The following is a 17,870-nucleotide window of genomic DNA, read 5'->3' as shown; positions in this document are numbered from 1 at the left end:
ACGTACGCGCCGCCGCTGCCGGGCGGCAACGGAAGGAGGCCAAAAATGGCCGAACGGTCTTTTGCCAAGGAAGTCGAAAAGCTGAGGCTCGGCGCGGGCGAGGAATTTGCCGGCGAAGGCATCCTCGCCATCACCAAGGCGCTGCTGCAATGCGGCGTCGGCTATGTCGGCGGCTACCAGGGTGCGCCGATCAGCCATCTCATGGACGTGCTGGCCGACGCACAGGACATTCTGGGCGAACTCGGCGTGCATTTCGAGGCGAGCGCCTCGGAAGCCACCGCCACCGCCATGCTGGCGGCCTCGGTGCATTATCCGATCCGCGGCGCGGCAACCTTCAAGTCGACGGTCGGCACCAATGTCGCCTCCGACGCGCTCGCTAATCTGGCATCTGGCGGCGTCACCGGCGGCGCGCTGATCATCGTCGGCGAGGACTATGGCGAGGGCTCCTCGATCATGCAGGAGCGCAGCCATGCCTTCGCCATGAAAAGCCAGGTCTGGCTGCTCGATCCGCGCCCGAACCTGCCCTCGATCGTCAAGGCCGTGGAAGACGGCTTCGAGTTGTCCGAGGCCTCCAACACGCCTGTCATGCTGCAGGTGCGCATCCGCTGCTGCCATGTCCACGGTCATTTCACCGCCAAAGACAACAAGCGGCCGCCGATGACGGTGGCCGATGCGCTGGAGGCGCCCCGCCGCGACACCGGCCGCATCGTGCTGCCGCCCGCTTCCTTCCTGCACGAGAAGGAGAAGGTCGCGAAGCGCTGGCCGGCGGCGGTGGATTTCATCAAGAGCCGCAAGATCAACGAGATCTTCGGTTCCGATCACGGCTCCGTCGGCATCGTCATGCAGGGCGGCATGTACAATTCCGTCATCCGCGCTTTGCAGCGGCTCGGCCTTGCCGACACCTATGGCGAGACCGACGTGCCGCTCTACGTGCTCAATGCCGTGTATCCGTTGATCGACGACGAGTTTCTGTCCTTCTGCGAAGGCAAGCAGGCGGTGCTGGTCGTCGAGGAAGGCCAGCCCAACTACATCGAACAGGCCTTTGCCGCCATGCTGCACAAGGCCGGGCGTGGCACCCGCCTGGTCGGCAAGGAGCACCTGCCGATGGCCGGCGAATATACCGGCCAGGTCATGCTCGACGGCATCGGCGCCTTCCTGCGCACCGAGGCGCCGCATCTTCTGCCCGGCGAAGTGCGGGCTCCCAACAAGGTCGGCGACGGCGTCGACACGGCGGACCTGATCAATGTCGTTCCAGGTCGACCGCCCGGTTTCTGCATCGGCTGCCCGGAGCGGCCGATCTTTGCCGCGACAAAACTGGTCGAACAGGAACTCGGCAAGCACCACATCGCGTCCGACATCGGCTGCCACCTGTTCTCGATCATGCCGCCCTTCGAACTCGGCGCCACCACAATGGGCTACGGGCTCGGCCCGGCCTCGGCCTCGGCCTTCAATTCACCCGACGCCAAGCGCCGCTCGATCTCCTTCGTCGGCGATGGCGGCTTCTGGCACAACGGCCTGACCTCCTCGATCGGCAATGCGGTGTTCAACAAGAACGACGGCGTCATCGTCATCGTCGACAATTTCTACTCGGCCGCGACGGGAGGACAGGATATCCTGTCGTCTCGCGCCGGCAACAAGACCAAGTCGACGAAGCATCCCATCACCGAGGCCGTGAAAGGTATGGGCGTCAAGTGGCTGCGCCATGTCGACCGCACCTATGACGTCGGCAAGATGCAGGACACGCTGCGCGAGGCGCTGACCACGGACGAGAAAGGCCCGAAAGTCATCGTCGCCTCGTCGGAATGTATGCTCAACCGCCAGCGCCGCGAAAAGCCCCTGGTCGACAAGGCGATCAAGGGTGGGACGCGCGTCGTCAAGCCGAAGTTCGGTGTCGACGAGGATATCTGCACCGGCGACCACGCCTGCATGCGGCTGTCCGGCTGCCCGTCGCTGTCGGTGAAGTCGCTCGACGATCCGCTGCGCGACGATCCTGTCGCAAGCATCGACCAGAACTGCGTCGGCTGCGGCAATTGCGGCGAGGTGGCGGACGCGGCGGTGCTGTGCCCGTCCTTTTATCGCGCCGACGTCGTGCACAATCCGAGCCGTTGGGACCGCGTCCTCGAGAGCACCCGGCGCGCGGTCATTGGCCTTTTGCAGCGTCGCCGCGAGGGCCGCCGTCTGATGTTCGCCGATGCTTGATCCCAACGCTACACTGCGCCCGAAGGCTGGCGCCGCCGCCGACGAACGCGTTATCAAGCTTGCGGTGCTCGCCGTCGGCGGCCAGGGCGGCGGCGTGCTTGCCGACTGGATCACCGACGTCGCGGAGCGCAACGGTTACGTCGCGCAATCGACCTCGGTGGCCGGCGTCGCCCAGCGCACCGGCGCCACGATCTACTATGTCGAGATGGCCCGTGACACCGGCCGCCTGCCGGTCTTCGCGCTGTCGCCCTCGCAAGGCGACGTCGACATATTGATTGCCGCCGAGCTGATGGAAGCCGGCCGCGCCATTATCCGCGGCTTCGTCACCCCCGACCGCACGACGCTGATCACTTCCTCGCACCGCATCGCCGCCGTATCGGAAAAGATCGAGCCCGGCGACGGCAGGGCGTCGTCGTCGAAGGTGCACGCGACGGCTGAAGCCGCATCGAAGCGCTTCATCGCTTTCGATATGGAAAAGATCGCCGCCGACAGCGGCTCGATGATCTCGGCCAGTCTGCTTGGCGCGCTGGCCGGCTCCGACGCTCTGCCGTTCACGCGCGAAAGCTACCAGGAGGCGATCGGCGCCGGTGGCCGCGGCGTCAAGGCCAGCCTCGCCGCCTTCGCCGCCGCCTATGATCGCGCGCGCGGCACGGCATCATCCGCTGCGCCAAAACCGGCGGAAGCAGCTGTCGTCGGCTCCGCCCTGGCCGCTGGACAGGTGAGTGGCCCGCAAGACCTCCTGCGAGGCTGGCAGGCCCTGGCCGCCCGCATCGACGTGATGCCCGTGGCGGTGCGCGACATGGCGCTGCGCGGTCTGCGAAAGGTCGTGGACTATCAGGACATTGCCTACGGACGCGAATATCTCGACCGCCTGGACAAAGCCGTCGTGCTGGACGGGCCTGATCGAGCCTATGCCCTCTCGATCGCCGCCGCCAAGCATTTGGCGAACGCCCTATGCTACGACGACATGATCCGCGTCGCCGACCTGAAGACGCGCTCGACCCGCGACAGGCGCGTGCGCAAGGAGGTCGGCGTCAGGGATGGCTCGGTCCTGCAGGTGACCGAGTATTTCCATCCGCGCATCGAGGAGTTCTGCGGCACGCTGCCGGCGGGGCTGGGCAGCTACATCGAGAACCGGCCGAAGCTCGCCGCCTTCCTTGACCGTCGCATCAATCGCGGCCGGCGCATCCGTACCGATAGTTTTGCCGGTTTCACCGCTCTGTGGTTCATCGGCGGCCTGCGCCGCTGGCGCCGCCGCCTGCTGCGCCACAAGGTGGAAGCCGCGCATCTGGAGAGCTGGTACGCGCTGGCGCTGGGCCATGCGCGTGAGGACTATGCGTTGGCCGTCGAGATCCTGAACTGCCGCCGGCTGATCAAGGGCTACAGCGACACCCATGTCCGTGCCCAGTCGAAGTTCGACCGCGTGCTGTCGGCGCTCGACCTGCTCAAGGGGCGCGCCGACGCCGCTGACTGGATCAGGCGGTTGCGCGAGGCGGCGCTGAAGGACGAGAAGGGCGACATGCTCGACGGCGCTCTCAAGACGGTGGCGACGCTGGGGGCCGGGCCGACACACTGAGGCCGCGTCGCGCCGTCACCGTGTTTCGACTTGTGAATGAAGCGGCGCAGCTTGCGGGAAAAGATGCAGCAGTCCTGAATCGGCGCGGCGGCGCAGATGTGCATCCACCTCGGCCCGGTCAGCACAGCCATGGAACCTGCCGCCGCAATGGTCACGCAACCGCACCAGATCGGACATGACGGGTGACATCGGCAGGCCGGCGGCATCGAGCAGGCTTGCGCTGAGAAAGGCAATATCGAGCGACGCCATATCGGGCATCGGGTGACGCAGTGGATGATGGAAGGTCGTGAGGGTGTAGAAGGTGCGATAGGCGAGCGAGTCAAGCTTGGCCAGCGCGTCACTGCCTGCGGTCGCATCGACAAACGGTTTGGTTGCCGAGGACTGGTGGTCGCCGAATTCGAGCACCACGGCGCCGCGCCTGCCGGCCTCCGCTTCCCGTTGTCTGAGAAAATCCTGAAAGTCGCCGCGCGCGATCGCCATGCGGCGCAGATATTCGCCGGCCTGGAAATCGTCCGCGAAGGGCTCGCCTTCCACCTTCAATCCCGGCTCCATCCGCCCCTCATAGGGCGAGTGCGGAAACATGGTCTGGATTTCGAGGAACAGTGGCCGGCCGTCTTCCCGGCGGTGCCTGGCGATGAATGCCTCCGCCGCGTGATAATAGAAATTGTCGCGCAGATGGTAGAAGGGCGCGGCGATATCCCTGATGTCGAGGACGTTCTCGAACCCGATCGACTTCAAGAAAGGCCCCTCGTTGACGAAGGTAAAGTCCATCGGCGTCATGACGGCCGTTCGATAGCCGCAGCGCGCCAGCAACTCCGGCAACGCTCCGGCGACCTTATCCTGTAGCGTGATCGTCAGATAGGGACTTCGCCAGCCGAAGTCGGTGGCCGAAACCCCGGTCATCAGCGACAAATTGCTGATCCAGGTGCCGCCGCCGAACGTCTCGACCTGCATCGGGTGGGGCTCGCCGGCGGCAGGTGCAAATCGTTGCAGGAATCCCGCGCCACTGGCGATCTGCGGAAAATAGCTTGGATCGGACTGGCTTTCGCTCAACACGAAGAAAATATCGGGAAGCGCTGCCCGGTCGCCGCAGTCGACCGTGTCGGCGAAGGGTGGCTGTGGCGCGACGGCCTGCAGTCGCTGCTCGAACGCCGGCTCGACGACCAGGTTGCGCAGATCCATCAGTGAGATGAAGAAGGCCGACATGTGCCGGCCCTGCATATAATAGAAGTACCGGTCCTTCGAAGCCTCGGCTGGAAAGGTCAGCGGCACCAGTGTGACGAGGACGGCCAGAAGCAGGGCGCGCGCCGATGCGGGCCAGCCAAGCTTCCGGTCGGCGCGAAAGATCAGGATCGCGGCGGCGATGCCAAGCACCAACGCCGCGGCGACAGGCAGGATGAGGTGGAGATAGGAGCCGAGCAGGAAGCGATACACTCCCGGATCCGTGGACACGAAGATCGTGTCGTAGAAGTGCAGCGAGAACCCCTTCATCCGGAACTTGACCGCCGAGATCAGCGTCACCAGGGCAACGGCCATCCAGGCGAGATAGACGGAAAAGGCGAGGCGCCCCGATGTCAGGAACACCGCTCCCGCGAGCGCCGCCACCAATGTCAGCGAGAACGGCACCGACAGCCATTCATGCTCGGCCCGGCCGGCACCAAAAACGCCCGCGAGGCTGATCAGCACCAACGCCAGCGGATGGCAGAGGGCCCGCAAAGGCCCTTGAAGTCGAGATATGGCTTTCCCCACGAACATGTCTGTGCGTTCCTTTGGGGGAGCTTTGTGTCATTTGCAGCTTTCGAACAATTCCATAGTAAATTTAACCTTAATCGCCATCTGCAACCGGAATTCAGACGACCAGATCGCGCATCGGCTTCATCGCCGCGGACTCCGGGAACACCTTGTCGCCGAGCACCGCCGCCGAAAGCCCGAACTGGTCGGCGAGCAGGCCTTTCAGCACCGCCCTGACATCGCTGGTCGGTGCCAGGTCGCGCTGCTCGTAGAGCTGGGCCGGCTTCAGGCCCGGCCAGTCGGCTATGACGCGGCCGCCCTTGATCGCGCCGCCGGCGAGCAGCACCACCGACCAGGGCGGCGTCCGGCGGCATGGAGCCTTTGGCCGGGATAGCCACGTCAGCTCCTTGTTCAGGCCCAGCGCGGCGCATGAACCCGTTTTCGGCGCGATGCGCTCAGGTCGGATCGGTTGCTGCGGTCGAGGGGGCCAGGCCGGTGAAGCGGCTGGCCCCCGCGCACGCTTACCAGTGACGCCAGCGGTGCCAGACCCGATGTGGGTGCCAGACAGGATGGGGGTGCCAGACGTGGAAGACCGGGCCGGGCCGGTAATAACGCGGATACACAACCCCCCGATTGGGCACGCAGCGCCCCCAGTGGTTGGGATGCCAGCCGGGGCCGCAACCCCATGCCACATGCTCGATCAGCGCGGGGGCGCTTGGCTGGGCCAGCATCGGCGTGGCGGATGCCGCCGCAACGGTCGCGGCCGTTCCGGTCAAGGCAAGCGCGGCGGCGGCCGCGTATTGTGTCAGACGGTTCATGACGATACTCCAAATGGTCTCGAAGTTGAAAACCTGTTCGCACCAGGCGGTCCGGCAGGTGTGCCCTTCTTGCCTTAAACGGCGGCTTCGGCGCATTCCGTCGGTGCTTATGGCGATTTTTTTGGCGCCGGCGGCAACCCGGCGCGTCTTGTCAGCCCCTCAGCCAGAACGCCGCGATCCTCTGCCGAACTTGCCGCGGCGAACTCGACGATGCGCTGCTCCAGCCGCATGCGCATGGTGACGTCGGCGTTGCGGGCCCGCTCGAGCGCGGCTGTCAGGGCTGCCGTGTCGAGGGTGGGCTGCCGCAGCAGGTCGGCGGCCTCGCGCCTGGCCTGCTGGCCGTCGAGGATGACCTGGCGGGATTCGCGCCGGACCTCACGCAACGCCTTGCGGAATATCCTGCGTTCCTGGTCCGGAAGCCGGCCTCCGACCGCTTCCAGCGAATAGCCCTGGCCCGCCTTGCCACTTCTCAGCCAGACTGCGCCGCCGGCAAGGGCGCCGGCCAGGAAGACGTTCAGCGCCACGGACGCGATGAGGAGCTTGCGGCCCGTGCTCATAGGTTTTCCTCGATCGTGTCGTCGGGACCGGCATCGCCGAACGCCGTCGTATTGGCGTCCAGCACATACTGATCGGGCTGAACCTCAGGCGTGGCGACGATCACCAAAGCCGATCCGGCAACCGCGCCGGCCAGGCCGATGCCGGCAAGTCCGAGCCCCAGCCACCACAAGCGCCGGCGCCAGCGTTGGGCAAGATGACCGTCGGCAGCCCTCACTATGCCGACGTGCAGCGCCTTGCCGGGCGCTTCGACGCGGTAGCTGTCGAGCAGGGCGTCGAGCTTGCCGGCATCCCTCAGAATGGCCGCGCCCGCATCGCTTGCGGCAAGGATGCTGCCCGCCGCGCGTTCGGCCTGTGGCCATCGCCGCAAGTCGCCGCCATAGGCTGCCGCCAGCGCGGCAAAGCGTTCGGCATCCATCGTCGGTGCGTCCCTGGATCGGTCAGACATCGGTCTTTCCCTTGCCTGTTGGCCCCTTGCCCGCTGGCATCGCGTGCCCGCACGGCGCGGCGATCATCGGAGCCGGCCGCCAGGCGGTGTCGGCAAGGCGCGAACGCTGCGCCTTCATGGCGGCGCGGTTTTCATTCATGGACACCGTCCCTGGCCAGGATCGCCTGCAGCGCCCTGCGGCCGCGCGAAAGCAGGCTCTCCAGGGCATCGACGCTGATCTCCAGGGTCGTGGCCGCCTCGATGTTCGACATGTCCTGATAGTAGACCAGGATGATGGCTTCGCGCTGGCGCGGGGCGATGGCTTGCAGGGCCTGTTCGACGCGCTGCGCGTCTTCCCGCGGCTGGGCATCCGGAAGCGGCGCCGGGTCCATCACCTCCGGCAGATCGTCTGTCACCCATTCGCGGCGGCGGCGCAGCCGGTCGTAGCAGAGGTTCAGCGTCACCCGGTGGATCCAGGTGTCGAAGCGTGCATTGCCGCGCCGCCAGCCCGAGGCATGGCGCCAGATTCGGACGAAGGTCTCCTGCGCGACATCCTCGGCTTCTGCCGTGTCGCCCAGCATGCGCACGGCAAGCGCCAGGATACGCGGCAGTTTGCGCGCGACCAGCGTTTGCACGGCCGCCGGATCGCCGGCGCCGACACGGCGAACCAGCTCCTCGTCCGGATCCGCGCTCATCGGCTGGCGCACCCCTGATGGTCATCGCGTGCCATTACCCCCGTTCATTGCTCCGGCTTGGGAGCGGTTTTGTGGCCCGGCATTTCGTCGACGCTCAGAACGCCGTCGCCATTCTTGTCCAGCCTGGCGAAGCGCTGGGCGAAGAACGCATCGAGCTCGGCGCGGTCGATGAAGCCGTCATGGTTCGAGTCGGCGCGCGCGAAGGACTGTGTCGGGTCGCCCTTGGTGCCGCGCTTTGCCTGGAGGGCCTCCCATTCCAGCAGGCTGATCTTGCCGTCGCCATCCGTGTCGGCGGCCATGATCGCCTTCTCACGCCGCTTCTGGAACTTGGCCAGCGTGATGTCGGGCCTGGTCTTTGACGTGGCTGGCGCGGCAGTGGGGGGCGGTGCAGAAGGGGACGTCGCGGCCGGAGGCTGTGTCGCCGTCTGGGCGAACGCCGTGGCGGTCAGCAGGCTCAAGGCAGCGGCAAGGATCGAACGGCGTATCATGCTGGCGTCTCCGGTTGGCGCGCTGCCATGGCATTGTGCCGTGGCGACGCTTCTTCCGTTAAACGCAGCGGCGGTAGAAATCCGTCGGTGACTTTTGTGCCGGCAGGCGCATGCCGCAACAACGCGCCCGATCGGGCGCTGCTTGCGCCATGTTCGAACCCTTCAGCCGAAGGGCAGGAACTAGAGCAATTCCAAGAAAAGTGTGTACGGTTTTCCCGGGAAAAGCGCGTAGCGCTTTCCCTATGGAATTGCGTAAAAACAAAGAGATAGAGCGTTTCGCCGCTTCCGCGAAACGGTGAACCGTTCTATGTCGATTGGTCCGCCACCACCAGCTGGTCCGGCTTGAAGCCGGCATGCTGCGGGGTCCATACATCACCCTCGCGGTTGAACCAATGGCACATATATGTGCCGGAGGCGGCACCGTCGCTTATCGTCATCTTCGGGCCTCCGGACTTCAGCTTGACGACGTCTCCGGTCTTGAAACTGTTGGGCATTTTGACCTCCCATGCTGACGCCGGGAGTTTCACATCAAACCTCGGTCTCGACAATGGCGGATGCATTCGGCCAGCATCGCGATCCACAGTGCCAGGCGGCGTTTTGAGGTCGGGTCTCGGTCCCAGTTGTAGATTCGGTCGCAGTTGCAGCAATGTGTCTTGCCGTTTGCTGTCGAAATTGGATGTTGAAATTCCTGTTCGGCTGGTGGAGATTGATCCTCTGCTGAGTATTGAGCGCGGCTATCGCTTCGGCGATGCTGCCGATCTGGCACCATGAGTTTCGGACGGAGTTCTATCGAACCGTGATCAGAAGCAACAAACAACAGCAACCCGCATGCAGTCTCGTGCCGAATACAGTAGAGTTGCGACATTGAGTGAGAGAGGCTTGAAGCGCTTGGGGAAAAGCGAAGGGTTCCCATCAGAGCGCCGGAGGAAATGATTCGTCACGTTATGGTTGCTGCCTGCCCCAACGATCAAGCCGCTGATCAACGCCGGCTGGCAGGGGGGAGTACATGCCCGGGAAAGCATTGAGAGGAGGCCGGTTTGGCGAAGGCCAAGGGGATCGCTCTGGAGATTGCAGAGCATAGCGCAGCGAATCCCGATGCACAGAAGCCGCTGCGCAAGCGCTTGTTCGATCACCCGCTTCTGGTGGTTAAGCGGAAACTGTTATATCGCCTGCTGCATCCCCAGGCGCCACAGCACCCTGTGCCGCTTACAAAGCCGGTCCTCATCGTAGGCTCCGCGCCGGTCTCACACCCGCCGGTGGGTTTTCAGCGCGATGCTTTCACACTCTTTACCGTGAATGGCTCGCAGACCGTGACTGCCCGCTGGGGGATGGGTACTCCTGACGCGACATTTCTTTACGTCAACCAACTTGACGCGACCAAGCCCAACGCTGTGGCCGTGCGCGCCGTCTTGACCGGCCAGGAGACCGATCTGCTCTGGATTGTGCGTGCACACCGCACGATGGAGGAATTGCGCTGCAACATCGCGGCCTTCAACTACCGCTGTCGCGACCTGCGCACGATGACCCGTCACCAGCGCATGGCGCTCTACGAAGCAGTGATGGGTGTGCCCAATTTCGAGATGCATCTGGAGGAGAAGTTCTCGACCGGGATCACGGCGGTCCTTTACGCCTTGCATAACGGCGCGCCGGCCGTGATCATCACGGGTATTGACCCAGGTTCGCACGGCCATGTGTACAACAAACTGAACATCGACCGGATGCACGTCGGTTCCGACCGTGCCACCCTGCTGGCGCTGTTGGCGCTCGGTTTCCCCCTTTATACGAGCGATCCGCACGTGGCGGACTCGCTCGGTCTGCCACTCTGGACGGGCCAGGCCAGGAGATGTGAGGTCCAATAACAACGGTCGATGTGGCTTGCTGGTGAGCTGTCTCAAATGTGAGTGCGACGATCCGCTCGACAGCTCCGTCGTGAAGAGGTGCGATGCCGGTTGCTTGGCACTTGTCGCGCAAAAACACCATCGACACCTTCAGAGATGAAACGCTCGTGGCAACCCGGACACACGGCATTGCGAATGTGCTTCTGGTCTTCCGCGTGCAGTGCTGCCATGCTAGATTCGTCGAAATTCACATCAGATTATAGAACTGCCACATGATACCAATCTACATTGGCTATGATCCGCGCGAATCCCGAGTTCTGGACGTGGCGCGATGGAGCGCCTATCGGCGGACAAGCACCCCGTTGCAGATACAGCCGCTCGTGCTCAAGGACCTTGTAGCCCAAGGAATCATGACGCGACCGATGGAAGTACGTGACGGTAAGCTCTGGTGCCCGATTTCCGAGGCGCCGATGGCGACCGAGTTTGCCATATCGCGCTTTGCCGTTCCGTTCATGGGGCAAAGCGGCTGGGCCATGTTCTGCGATTGCGACGTCCTGTTTCTGAAGGATCCGGTCAAACTGCTCGATCTGCTCGATCCTTCCTACGCGATCATGGCGGTCAAGCACCAGCAACGCGAATCCGAAGCGGTCAAGATGGACGGACAAACGCAGACGTTCTATCGCCGCAAGAACTGGTCGTCGGTCGTTTTATGGAATCTGGATCATCCCGCCAACAAGCGGCTGACCAATGAGATGCTCAATACGTGGCCCGGACGTGACCTCCACGCCTTCAAATGGCTTGAGGACCATGAGATCGGCGAATTGCCCCTGGCGTGGAACTACCTCGTCGGGGCTTCGGCTTCCGAACTCGATCCCGCCGATGTCTCGCTGGCGCATTATACGCTCGGCGGCCCTTGGTTTGCGGGTTGGTCCGGCACCACGCAATGGGACGAATTGTGGAGCCGGGAAGAGAGCATCCTGCGCGCGTTTGAGGAACAGGCGGTTCAGATTCCCGGATGAAAACTCCGCTTTCGGATCTCTTGCCAATCTTCCAAAAACCAATTCTTCGCCTGCCCAGGGCCACAGGTCCCGCCTTGGTGATGGGGTCGGCGCCGAATTTTCGCCTCCCGCAGGGATATGATGCCGATTGGGCACTTGTGACCGTCAATGCTTCCCAGCTTTTGGCGGAAACCGTCGGCCTCCCCGTTCCTGATATCGCTGTTATCCGCCGCGGCATTTTTGTCGACGCCAGCGAACAGGATTTCTACAAGCGTGATCTGTTAAATGGACGGCAGGCAAAGCACCTGATCATCCCGGTTTGGCCCGATGTCGAGGACAAGCTGAAAGCCGGTTGTCGCACCTTCAATTATCGTTATGAAACCTTGCAGGCGCTTACCAAATGGCAGCTTGCCAACGTCGTCTGGCAGCTTAGCGGCAAATATCATATGTTCCGCGGCTGGCACCGGAAGATCTCCACCGGAGCCTTCGCGATCATACTGGCGCGTTTCGCCGGCTTTGCCCCTGTCGTCGTCAGCGGGTTTTCCCTGTCCCAGGCCGGGCACGGATACGACACCCGAAACGCCTTTCGATATCACGCCAACGAAGATGCGGCCCTGCTTGGGCGGGTGGTGAGAAGAGGCGAACCGATCTACGCGGAGGACAAAGACTTCGCGGCCGAAAGTGGATTACCCTTGTGGCAGGGACAGATGCCATGACGGCGACGTCAGCAGGGGCTGGGGAAGTGGTGCCGCTTGCGTGACTCGAACACGCGACCCCATCATTACGAATGATGTGCTCTACCAACTGAGCTAAAGCGGCCCGGGAAGCGTTAGGCCTCCAAGATGGGCTGGGTGATAGACTCAACCGACGGCGAATTCAAGATGGGCGATCGCGAATTCAGGATGCGGCCCGGCAATTCGTGTTGCGCGTCGTTCCGCCCCGACGCATCGCCGACAAAGCCGGCTGCCACGCCCTTACCGATCGGCTGGGACATTGCGCCTGGCCCCGTGCCTCCCTGCCGGCAAAGATCAATGAAGCATGTTGATTTCGTTGCCGGAATACCGCCAAGATGGACTTTGGACACTCCAACGAGGCAGAATGCGGACGCTCGCCCGTTGATTGATTGGTCGGCTGCGGCTAACGATCATGGCGAGGTTTGGGCAACGCACAGAGGGATCTCGCTTGGACGCAATCGAAAAAGCGATCCGGAACGCCCTCGAAAGAGGCAATGCCGAGGACCGCGCATACCGCGAGAAGGTCTATCGCTCGGCTTTCGCCGCGCTCGACCGCGCGCTCCAGGCCAATCCCGGCGTGACGGTGGAAGTCGCCATCAAGCGCCGCAAGGCGATACAGGCCAAGATCACCGAAATCGAATCCGAATTCCTGCCGGCGGTGCCGGATGTCGCTCCCCAGGCTGAGTCCGATGCACCGGCGGTCGAGCTTCCGGCGAGCCCGGCTGCACCCGCCGCAACCGGCGAGAGCGCGGCGCCGCCCGCAGTTTCCGTCGACGAGCCTGCACAGCCGGCTGCCGATGCCCCGCGCTCGCGCGTCTTGCCGGTCGTTCCAGACATCATGCCCGACGCGACCCTTTCCGGCGTGCCGTCCATCGACATGTCGGCTCCCGCTTCGTCCGAAGCCACGGCTGAAGTGGCGCCCGATCGCGACGAGAGGCGCATCAGGGGCCGGCGCCTGCCGCTGACCGCCATCTTCCTCACCGTGACGCTGCTCGCCGCGGTCGGCATCGGCCTGTTTTTCGCCATGCAGACCGGCGTCTTCAAGACCCAGGCTCAGCTCGACACCGCGCCGCCCGAAGCGCCGCCGACCGTCGAGGACGACGATTTCACGCCGGCGGATGGCGAGACCGGGCCGGAAAAGCCCGGCGCTGCCGATCAGGCGCGCAACTGGATCAACGTGTTTTCGCCCACCGACCCGGCGCATGTCAGCGCTCCGTCGGACGCCAAGGCGGAAACGATGAAGGACGATTCCGGGCCATTCCTGCGCATCCAGTCCGGCGCTTCCGGTTCGGCGATCAGCTTCGATGTCGGGCAAGGCGTGCTGGAGAAGCTCGCCGGCAAGCACGCCGTGTTCGATATCGTCGCCCGCGCCGAGGACGGCAAGGACACGCAGATCTCGGTCGACTGCAATTTCGGCGAGCTTGGTGATTGCGGCCGCAAACGCTATGCGGTCGGCCAGCAGCGCAACGAATATCTCTTCGACGTGAAATTCCCCGACAAGCGGCCCGGCTCGGCCGGAACGATCGCCATCAACTCCGATTTCGACAAGCAGGGCAAGGCGGTCAACATTTACGAGATCCGCGTCTCCGTCGAGCCTTGAGCGCCGGCACCGGAGAGGGTGCGATCAACGATCGAGCAGCGCCTGCAGCGTCTCGATGTGGTCGGCCTCGTTGGCGGGCTTGTCCCAGCGCAGCCGCGAGATGCGGGGAAAGCGCATGGCAACGCCGGATTTGTGACGCGTCGAACGGTTGAGCCCTTCGAAGGCGACTTCCAGCACCAGCCCGTTGTCACGGTCGGCGCGCACCGAGCGCACAGGCCCGAAACGCTCGATCGTGTTGTCGCGGACATATTTGTCGATCTGCCTCAATTCCTCGTCGGTGAAGCCGAAATAGGCCTTGCCGACCGGCACCAGTTCCTCCTCGCCTTCCGCTCCGGACCAGACGCCGAACGTGTAATCGGAGTAGAAGCTCGAGCGCTTGCCGTGGCCGCGCTGGGCGTACATGAGCACGGCGTCCACCGTGTGCGGGTCACGTTTCCATTTGAACCAGGGCCCCTTCGGCCGGCCGGCGACATAGGGCGAATCCCAGCGCTTCAGCATCACGCCTTCGATGATCGGGTGCGGCGGCGCCCGGCGCAGTTCCTCCAGCGCCTGCCAGTCCGAGAACGCGACGAATGGCGAAAGATCGAAGCGGCTCGGGTCGAGCGTTTTCACGAAGTTTTCGAGGCGGACGCGCCGCTCCCGGAAGGGCAATCCCCGCAAATCCTCCGCGCCGACCTGCAAAAGGTCGTAGCAACGCATGAAAGCCGGATATTGCTGCTGCATCTTCAGTGACACCGTCTTGCGGTTCAACCGCTGCTGGAGATCCGAGAATGTCCCTGTCGCTTCCCGGGGATCGCCGACCAGCAATTCCCCGTCGAGCGTGGCCGAGAAAACCATCGCCTCGGCGAGGTCGGGAAAGGCGCCGGAGACATCGTCGCCGGTGCGCGAATAGAGCCGGCGGATGCCGCCTTCCGACACCGCCTGGACGCGGATGCCGTCCCATTTCCACTCGGCCACGTAATCGGCGGGGTCGAGCCTGTCGAGATCGCCGTCGCCGACCGGGTTGGACAGCATCACCGGCCGGAACAGTGCCCGCGCGGCCCTCTCGGGCTTTGCGGCCTTGCCTTCCAGCCATGCGAACAAGGCTGTGTACGGCGGCGACAGCCCGTGCCAGAGTTCCTCGATCTCGGCGACGTCGACCTTGCCGAAATCCGCCAGTGCCTGCTTGGCCAGCCGCGCCGACACCCCGATGCGCAACCCGCCGGTGACCAGCTTGATGATGGCGAAGCGGGCCGAGATGCCGGCACTGTCGAGCAGGTTTGACAGCACTTTCGGGCCGTCGGAGCGGCTCGCCGCCTGCAGCTTCGCGACCACCTCACCGAGCGTCGGCTCACGGTTCGGTATGGTTCCGGGCGTCTGCGGCCAGACCAGCGACACGGTCTCGGCGAGATCGCCGACATAGTCGTAGGAATAGCCGAACAGCACCGGATCCATGCGTTCGGTCACCAGGGTGCGCAGCATCGCCGGCTTGATCGCGGCGATGTTGAGGTCGCCGGTGATGGCAGCCAGCGCCAGCCCGCGATCGGGATCCTCGACGCTGCGGAAATAATCGGTCAGCAGCGTCAGCTTGCCGTTGCGCGACGGCGTCAGCACAAGGCGGTCGAGCAGTTCGGCGAAGCGATTCATGCCATCAATCGCCCTCGTCCTCATACCCCACCAGATGCAGTGGCCGCGCCGCGATGCCTTCGAGTTCGCACCAGCGCACCAGCGCCTCCTCGCGGCCGTGTGTCACCCAGATTTCCTCTGCGCCGGTCTCCTTGATCGTGGCGGTCAGTTCGTCCCAGTCGGCATGATCCGAAATGATCAGCGGCAGCTCGACGCCGCCCTGCTTGGCGCGCTGGCGGATGCGCATCCAGCCCGAGGCGAAGCAGGAGATCGGATCGGGAAAGCGCCTCGCCCAGCGATCGGCGAAGGCGGCCGGCGGACCGACGACGATGGCGCCGGTGAAATCATCCTTGCTGGCGCTCTCCACTGTCGCCGGCTCCAGCGTGCCGAGATCGATGCCCTGGCTCTGGTAATAGTCGCTGAGCTTGGCCAGCGCGCCGTGGATATAGATCGGCCTGTCGTAGCCGGCGTCGCGCAACAGACGCATCACCCGTTGCGCCTTGCCCAGCGCGTAGGCTCCGATGAGATGCGAGCGTTCGGGGAACTGCGCCGCCGATTTCAGGAGCCGCGCGATCTCCTCCTCGTCCGGCGGGTGGCGAAACACCGGCAGGCCGAAGGTTGCCTCGGTGATGAACACATCGCACGCGATTGGCTCGAACGGCAGGCATGTCGCGTCCTGCTGCCGCTTGTAGTCGCCGGAGGCGACGATGCGCATGCCCTGATGCACGACCGCGATCTGCGCCGAGCCCAGCACATGGCCGGCCGGATGAAAGCTGATGTCGACGCCGTTGAAGGCAATTCGCTCGCCCAGTCCTGCCGTCTGTGTCGTGCCTGCAAAACCCTCGCCATAGCGAAGCCTCATGATGTCCAGCGTCTGCTGCGTCGCCAGCACCGAGCCGTGGCCGGAGCGTGCGTGGTCGGAATGGCCGTGCGTGATCAGCGCCCGGTTGACCGGCCGCACCGGGTCGATGAAGAAGTCGCCCGGCGGGCAGTAAAGGCCCTCGGGCCGGGGATGGAGCAGGTCGCTGGCGCGCATCGTTCCAAGATAGTGGCTAATTCGGGCGCGGGAAGCCTGTTGCAAGAGACTGCTGACTCGTCCTACAGCCACCCGCCGGGCAGCAGTCAGGCAACGCACTCTGAGGCCTGCGGATGCCTCTGCTGCGAAAAAGCCCCAATCGCATGCCGGATTATGTCGGGGCAGTGTCGTAAGGAGGGATTTTCCATGCGCTGGAACATGATGGCCTTGGCCTCTTGCCTCGTTATGGCGGGCTGTGTCGGCAACTCCATGTCCGAGCGCCAGGACGAAAACGTCCAGTCTTCACTGCAGTATGACAGCGTGCCTTGCGGCCAGTTGCTGGCGCAACGCAACGCCCTGGCTCGGCAATACAATCTGACCCAGCAGGCCAAGCCGACATTCTCCAACCCCGCGATGGGCTTCGGCCCGTTCATTCCGGATATCCGCTCCAAGACCAAGCGCGATGCCGACAAGGCAAGCGGCGAGATCGACGCCATGAACCGGTCTATCGAGCGCCGCGATTGCGGCAAGCCGGACAAGCAGAAGAAGTTCGCTCTGCCCGGCTGACGCAGGTCGCCTAGTCTAAGGCGATCCCGATGACCACATGCCAGCGGCCTAATATCCCGCTTTGCGGTCCACCAGGTTCTCCAGCTTTTCGCCCCGCTCGAAGGCGTCCATCTGGCGCAGCATGATCGGCGCCAGGTGGACGGGATCGGACGTGGCCGCGGCATGCGGCGTCACGAACACTTTCGGATGGGCCCATAGCGGGCTGGTCTTCGGCAGCGGTTCGACCTCGAACACGTCGAGGCTCGCTTCCTTCAGCGTGCCGTCGTCCAGCGCGCGCACGATGTCGGCATCCTTCTGCAGGCGGCCGCGACCAGCATTGATCAGCACCGAGCCGCCAAGACCGTTGCGCTTGCGCAATTCCTTCAGCACGCCGTAATTGATGATACCCTTGGTATCCGGCGTCAGCGGCAGCAGCACGACCAGTATGTCTGTGGCATTGAGGAACGGGATCAGCCCGGCCTCGCCGCAATAGGTCGCGACACCTTCCATCGGCCGGTCGGTGCGCGACCAGCCATTGACCGCGAAGCCGAGCGACAGCAGCGCCGACGCCGCCGCGCGGCCGAGACTGCCGAGCCCCATGATGCCGACAGAGATATCTTCAGCGGTGCGCTGCGCCGGCTCGCGCCATATCTTCTTCGGCTGCTGCGACCGGTACAGCAGGCCCTGGCGGTGATGATCGAGCACCCGCCAGACGACATATTCGGTCATGTGCTGGGCCAGGTTGCCGGCGACGACCTTGACGATCGGCACGTCCGGCAGGCTGGGATCGGAGAAGATGTGGTCGACACCGGCGCCGATCGAGAAGATGGCGCGCAGATTGGGCAGCGACCCCAACAGGTTCGGCCGCTGTTTCCACACCACCGCATAGGTGATCGAAGGATCGCTGGCGCCGTCCGGCTCGAGCACCACCTCGCGCTCTGCGGACAGCAGTTCGCGCCAGCGCTGCGGGTGAAAGCCGGTGACGGCAAGCAGGATTTTGCCTTTTTCCATTTATGGATTTTGTCCTGTTGTTCGGTTTGGAGCA

At 64.1% G+C, this 17,870-nt stretch carries 18 protein-coding genes, 1 tRNA gene and 2 pseudogenes; 7 read left to right on the top strand and 14 right to left on the bottom strand.

Annotated features, from left to right (window positions below):
- The first annotated feature begins 45 nt into the window (after positions 1 to 45).
- Together FJ426_RS01505 and FJ426_RS01500 are read left to right on the top strand one after the other, a co-directional pair.
- The gene (locus FJ426_RS01505; RefSeq protein WP_140496953.1) at positions 46 to 2,199 is read left to right on the top strand and encodes an indolepyruvate ferredoxin oxidoreductase subunit alpha; all 2,154 of its coding nucleotides are present in this window, start codon (positions 46 to 48) and stop codon (positions 2,197 to 2,199) included.
- Positions 2,192 to 3,775 (top strand): indolepyruvate oxidoreductase subunit beta family protein, encoded by a 1,584-nt coding sequence (locus tag FJ426_RS01500; protein WP_140496951.1) that lies wholly within the window; start codon positions 2,192 to 2,194, stop codon positions 3,773 to 3,775. Before FJ426_RS01505 ends, FJ426_RS01500 begins: the two co-directional genes overlap by 8 nt.
- Before the next feature lie 15 nt (positions 3,776 to 3,790).
- Here FJ426_RS01500 and FJ426_RS01495 read toward each other — a convergent pair whose 3' ends face one another.
- The 9 genes and pseudogenes from FJ426_RS01495 to FJ426_RS01460 form a co-directional block, all read right to left on the bottom strand.
- Positions 3,791 to 5,530, bottom strand: a complete 1,740-nt coding sequence (locus tag FJ426_RS01495) for a sulfatase-like hydrolase/transferase (RefSeq protein ID WP_246675457.1) — start codon at positions 5,528 to 5,530, stop codon at positions 3,791 to 3,793.
- A 94-nt stretch (positions 5,531 to 5,624) separates the two neighbouring features.
- Positions 5,625 to 5,858: pseudogene (locus FJ426_RS01490) on the bottom strand (hypothetical protein); the annotation flags it as partial.
- A gap of 169 nt (positions 5,859 to 6,027) precedes the next feature.
- Positions 6,028 to 6,324 (bottom strand): hypothetical protein, encoded by a 297-nt coding sequence (locus tag FJ426_RS01485; RefSeq protein ID WP_140496949.1) that lies wholly within the window; start codon positions 6,322 to 6,324, stop codon positions 6,028 to 6,030.
- 107 nt (positions 6,325 to 6,431) lie between these two features.
- On the bottom strand, positions 6,432 to 6,881 hold the full coding sequence (locus FJ426_RS01480) for a periplasmic heavy metal sensor (RefSeq protein ID WP_140496947.1): 450 nt from the start codon (positions 6,879 to 6,881) through the stop codon (positions 6,432 to 6,434).
- Complete coding sequence (locus FJ426_RS01475; protein ID WP_140496945.1) at positions 6,878 to 7,327, bottom strand: hypothetical protein; 450 nt, start codon at positions 7,325 to 7,327, stop codon at positions 6,878 to 6,880. Before FJ426_RS01475 ends, FJ426_RS01480 begins: the two co-directional genes overlap by 4 nt.
- Positions 7,320 to 7,466: a hypothetical protein gene (locus FJ426_RS31210; RefSeq protein WP_181165287.1), complete on the bottom strand. Its 147-nt coding sequence runs from the start codon at positions 7,464 to 7,466 to the stop codon at positions 7,320 to 7,322. The genes FJ426_RS01475 and FJ426_RS31210 overlap by 8 nt, the downstream gene beginning before the upstream one ends.
- Entirely contained in the window at positions 7,459 to 8,001 is a 543-nt protein-coding gene (locus FJ426_RS01470) for an RNA polymerase sigma factor (protein WP_140496943.1), read from the bottom strand. The genes FJ426_RS31210 and FJ426_RS01470 overlap by 8 nt, the downstream gene beginning before the upstream one ends.
- Before the next feature lie 44 nt (positions 8,002 to 8,045).
- The gene (locus FJ426_RS01465) at positions 8,046 to 8,489 is read right to left on the bottom strand and encodes an EF-hand domain-containing protein (protein WP_140496941.1); all 444 of its coding nucleotides are present in this window, start codon (positions 8,487 to 8,489) and stop codon (positions 8,046 to 8,048) included.
- A 305-nt stretch (positions 8,490 to 8,794) separates the two neighbouring features.
- Positions 8,795 to 8,983, bottom strand: coding sequence for a DUF2158 domain-containing protein (locus tag FJ426_RS01460; protein ID WP_140496939.1), 189 nt, complete (start codon positions 8,981 to 8,983; stop codon positions 8,795 to 8,797).
- A gap of 543 nt (positions 8,984 to 9,526) precedes the next feature.
- Between FJ426_RS01460 and FJ426_RS01455 the strand changes: the two genes are divergently transcribed.
- Positions 9,527 to 10,348 carry a membrane-anchored protein gene (locus FJ426_RS01455; protein WP_246675454.1) on the top strand — a complete coding sequence of 274 codons (822 nt, stop codon included), beginning with the start codon at positions 9,527 to 9,529 and terminating at the stop codon, positions 10,346 to 10,348.
- Positions 10,349 to 10,358: 10 nt separating this feature from the next.
- Here FJ426_RS01455 and FJ426_RS31665 read toward each other — a convergent pair.
- A pseudogene (locus FJ426_RS31665) lies at positions 10,359 to 10,494 on the bottom strand (IS630 family transposase); the annotation flags it as partial.
- Between the two features lie 243 nt (positions 10,495 to 10,737).
- Here FJ426_RS31665 and FJ426_RS01450 point away from each other — a divergent pair.
- Together FJ426_RS01450 and FJ426_RS01445 are read left to right on the top strand one after the other, a co-directional pair.
- Positions 10,738 to 11,346, top strand: a complete 609-nt coding sequence (locus FJ426_RS01450) for a hypothetical protein (protein WP_224518983.1) — start codon at positions 10,738 to 10,740, stop codon at positions 11,344 to 11,346.
- Positions 11,343 to 12,041 carry a hypothetical protein gene (locus tag FJ426_RS01445; protein ID WP_140559695.1) on the top strand — a complete coding sequence of 233 codons (699 nt, stop codon included), beginning with the start codon at positions 11,343 to 11,345 and terminating at the stop codon, positions 12,039 to 12,041. The genes FJ426_RS01450 and FJ426_RS01445 overlap by 4 nt, the downstream gene beginning before the upstream one ends.
- A gap of 27 nt (positions 12,042 to 12,068) precedes the next feature.
- Here FJ426_RS01445 and FJ426_RS01440 read toward each other — a convergent pair.
- Positions 12,069 to 12,144, bottom strand: a tRNA-Thr gene (locus FJ426_RS01440).
- 363 nt (positions 12,145 to 12,507) lie between these two features.
- Between FJ426_RS01440 and FJ426_RS01435 the strand changes: the two genes are divergently transcribed.
- Positions 12,508 to 13,659: a hypothetical protein gene (locus FJ426_RS01435; protein ID WP_140496901.1), complete on the top strand. Its 1,152-nt coding sequence runs from the start codon at positions 12,508 to 12,510 to the stop codon at positions 13,657 to 13,659.
- Positions 13,660 to 13,683: 24 nt separating this feature from the next.
- Here FJ426_RS01435 and FJ426_RS01430 read toward each other — a convergent pair whose 3' ends face one another.
- Together FJ426_RS01430 and FJ426_RS01425 are read right to left on the bottom strand one after the other, a co-directional pair.
- Positions 13,684 to 15,285, bottom strand: a complete 1,602-nt coding sequence (locus FJ426_RS01430) for a cisplatin damage response ATP-dependent DNA ligase (protein WP_140523788.1) — start codon at positions 15,283 to 15,285, stop codon at positions 13,684 to 13,686.
- A 4-nt stretch (positions 15,286 to 15,289) separates the two neighbouring features.
- Complete coding sequence (locus FJ426_RS01425) at positions 15,290 to 16,300, bottom strand: ligase-associated DNA damage response exonuclease (RefSeq protein WP_140496897.1); 1,011 nt, start codon at positions 16,298 to 16,300, stop codon at positions 15,290 to 15,292.
- Positions 16,301 to 16,486: 186 nt separating this feature from the next.
- On the opposite strand from FJ426_RS01425, the gene FJ426_RS01420 reads away from it, so the two are divergent.
- On the top strand, positions 16,487 to 16,846 hold the full coding sequence (locus FJ426_RS01420; RefSeq protein WP_140559694.1) for a hypothetical protein: 360 nt from the start codon (positions 16,487 to 16,489) through the stop codon (positions 16,844 to 16,846).
- A 48-nt stretch (positions 16,847 to 16,894) separates the two neighbouring features.
- Here the strand turns inward: FJ426_RS01420 and FJ426_RS01415 are convergent, their stop codons facing one another.
- Positions 16,895 to 17,836: a glyoxylate/hydroxypyruvate reductase A gene (locus tag FJ426_RS01415; RefSeq protein WP_140496893.1), complete on the bottom strand. Its 942-nt coding sequence runs from the start codon at positions 17,834 to 17,836 to the stop codon at positions 16,895 to 16,897.
- Between the last annotated feature and the right edge of the window lie 34 nt (positions 17,837 to 17,870).

It is taken from the genome of Mesorhizobium sp. B2-6-4 (genome assembly GCF_006441495.1).
GTDB lineage: Bacteria > Pseudomonadota > Alphaproteobacteria > Rhizobiales > Rhizobiaceae > Mesorhizobium.
This window is presented reverse-complemented; position numbering and strand designations above follow the sequence as displayed.